The organism is Autumnicola edwardsiae (genome assembly GCF_031846505.1).
GTDB classification, from domain to species: Bacteria; Bacteroidota; Bacteroidia; order Flavobacteriales; family Flavobacteriaceae; genus Autumnicola; species Autumnicola edwardsiae.
On the sequence record NZ_JAVRHP010000264.1, the window covers coordinates 1 to 920 of the forward strand.

1 pseudogene is annotated in these 920 nt (G+C 37.2%); it reads left to right on the forward strand.

The window, feature by feature from the left end:
- Positions 1–920: pseudogene (locus RM529_RS18265) on the forward strand (TrlF family ATPase); the annotation flags it as partial.

Genomic DNA, 920 nt, shown 5'->3' on the forward strand with positions numbered 1-920 from the left:
AAAGGCGCAAAATTTTATAGATGTGATTTTCAAGTACACAGCCCAAGAGACATTAATTGGACAGGTGCTCGTTTTGGTGTAAACGCTGAGCAAATAGCAAATTTATCACAAATCGAAAAACAGGAAATCGAAGACAATCGAGAACAATTTTGTAAAGAATACTTGGATAAAATAAGTAACTCTGGAATCAATGCCATCGCAATGACTGACCATCACGACGTGGTCTTTGTCCAGCATTTAAGAAAAGTTGCCAAAGAGCAGAACGAAATACACGAATTGATGGGCGAACCAGAAAAAATGGTTACAGTCTTTCCAGGTATTGAACTCAGCCTTTCCAATCCAGCCAGTCAAGTTATAATTATTTTTGACGCTGATTTCGAAGATACACATCTTAATTCTGTTCTTAATTTTATCGGTATACAACCTACAGATAAATTCGATAGGCAGACAGTTCAAACCCAAAGAATTTCCCAAGAGGTAATCAATAACCTATCTCAGCTTCACAAAGTTTTAGATGAAGTAAACTATTGCAAGGGTAGATATATTGTTCTACCTAATGTTGGTAAAGGTGGTCAACATTCAATAATACGCCAAGGCTTCCAAGAGCATTACATTAAAATGCCCTGTGTTGGTGGTTATGTTGATAAAGAAATTTCGCAAGAATCGGGATATCAGAATAAAATTAATGGTGGCGATGTTAATTACGGTAATAAAAGTATAGGCCTTGTCTCTACATCCGATAATAGGTATGAAGACGGACGTGAATTTGGAAAATATTCTACTTGGGTAAAATGGGCTGAACCTACCGCAGAGGCGATTAGGCAAGCGTGTTTGGCCAAAGAATCCAGAATATCCCAGGCCGAACCAGAAATGCCACAAATATTTATTGAAGCAATCGATGTTACAAACTCAAAATTTTT